Raw genomic sequence first — 1,100 nt, 5'->3', positions numbered from 1 at the left:
AATAAAAATAGGTTCTTCCGAACTTACACTGTAGAAAATTCCTCAAGCTCCCTCTCTGCCCAGCAATGCTCTAAAGTTGATAAATATCAATTTAACAAAAACTCAAAGCCTTTAGTATACAAGCTTTACAAGCACGAATTGTTGATAGTTTTACATGACAGGTTCGGTAGAGCCTAAAAATAATCTCCTGAATACTGTCTCCTGACTCCTGAATACTGTCTCCTGACTCCTTTTCTAAATATTTTTCCACATCAGCAAAGAGCGAGTTTGAAAGCCGAGATTTTGGTAGAGATTAAGAGCATTGTCGTTATTGATGAAGACTTGTAAACCGATGCGGGTTTGTCCGCGACTTTTTGCCCAATCCCTAGCTCGATCGATTAGTGCGCTGGCGATACCTTGGCGACGATGCTGGGGATCGACGTAAATCAGGAAAATATGACCATAGCGATCGCCTGTCACCTGATCGACGGCGCTCCCCATCCAGAGACAAGCGATCGCCGTTTGTTGTCCTTCGACGATCCACAGGGGAGTATCGAGGCAAAAAAACTGTCTGACTGTATCAGCTAGATGGGAGAGGTTTTTTTGTTCGGGAAAAAATTCTTCATAGGTGCGGGTGAGAAAATTAATGAGTAGATAGCGATCGCCCATTTTGCCCAGTCGCAGCCGATAATCTTCGGGAAGGTTAGCCATGCCAAGGATAAAAGAAAATTATGCCCAGGGATGGCTCGATCGGAGCGGGTGCCGCTAAATCTGCCGGTAAAAAAATCCGGATGCCGGTGGCAACCAGAGCAACTAAAAACACTAAGATAGTCAGGAGCGGGGCGATATATTGCCGAAAAAAAGCCATAATTATTTGATCTCTACACTGCTGTTCCTTCTATTTTAGGGATTGCCAGTTAAGATATCAGCAATTAAAAAAAAATTCACCCAAAAAAAAGTGATCGGCATACCGATCACTAGAAACCGACAACTAGACTTTGACATCCTCGCCGCCCTAAAAGTGCGGCGATTCCTAAACCTCACGATTTAAGTTTCTGCTTCCACCACCGTCGCATACCACAGTTAAAAAACCATGTACTGTCTTACACAGAGTCCACAGA

The 1,100-nt window shown here is 43.9% G+C and carries 2 protein-coding genes; both read right to left on the bottom strand.

Annotated elements, in window-relative coordinates; translation table 11 throughout:
* Positions 1-234: 234 nt before the first annotated feature.
* On the bottom strand, positions 235-690 hold the full coding sequence (locus IQ242_RS25455) for an N-acetyltransferase (RefSeq protein ID WP_193961863.1): 456 nt from the start codon (positions 688-690) through the stop codon (positions 235-237).
* Positions 683-847, bottom strand: coding sequence for a hypothetical protein (locus tag IQ242_RS25450; protein WP_167341559.1), 165 nt, complete (start codon positions 845-847; stop codon positions 683-685). Before IQ242_RS25450 ends, IQ242_RS25455 begins: the two co-directional genes overlap by 8 nt.
* Positions 848-1,100: the final 253 nt, after the last annotated feature.

The organism is Microcystis sp. LEGE 08355 (assembly GCF_015207185.1).
Taxonomy (GTDB): domain Bacteria; phylum Cyanobacteriota; class Cyanobacteriia; order Cyanobacteriales; family Microcystaceae; genus Microcystis; species Microcystis panniformis.
The sequence above is the reverse complement of the archived record's forward strand: the minus strand, read 5'-3'. Positions and strand labels throughout refer to the sequence as shown.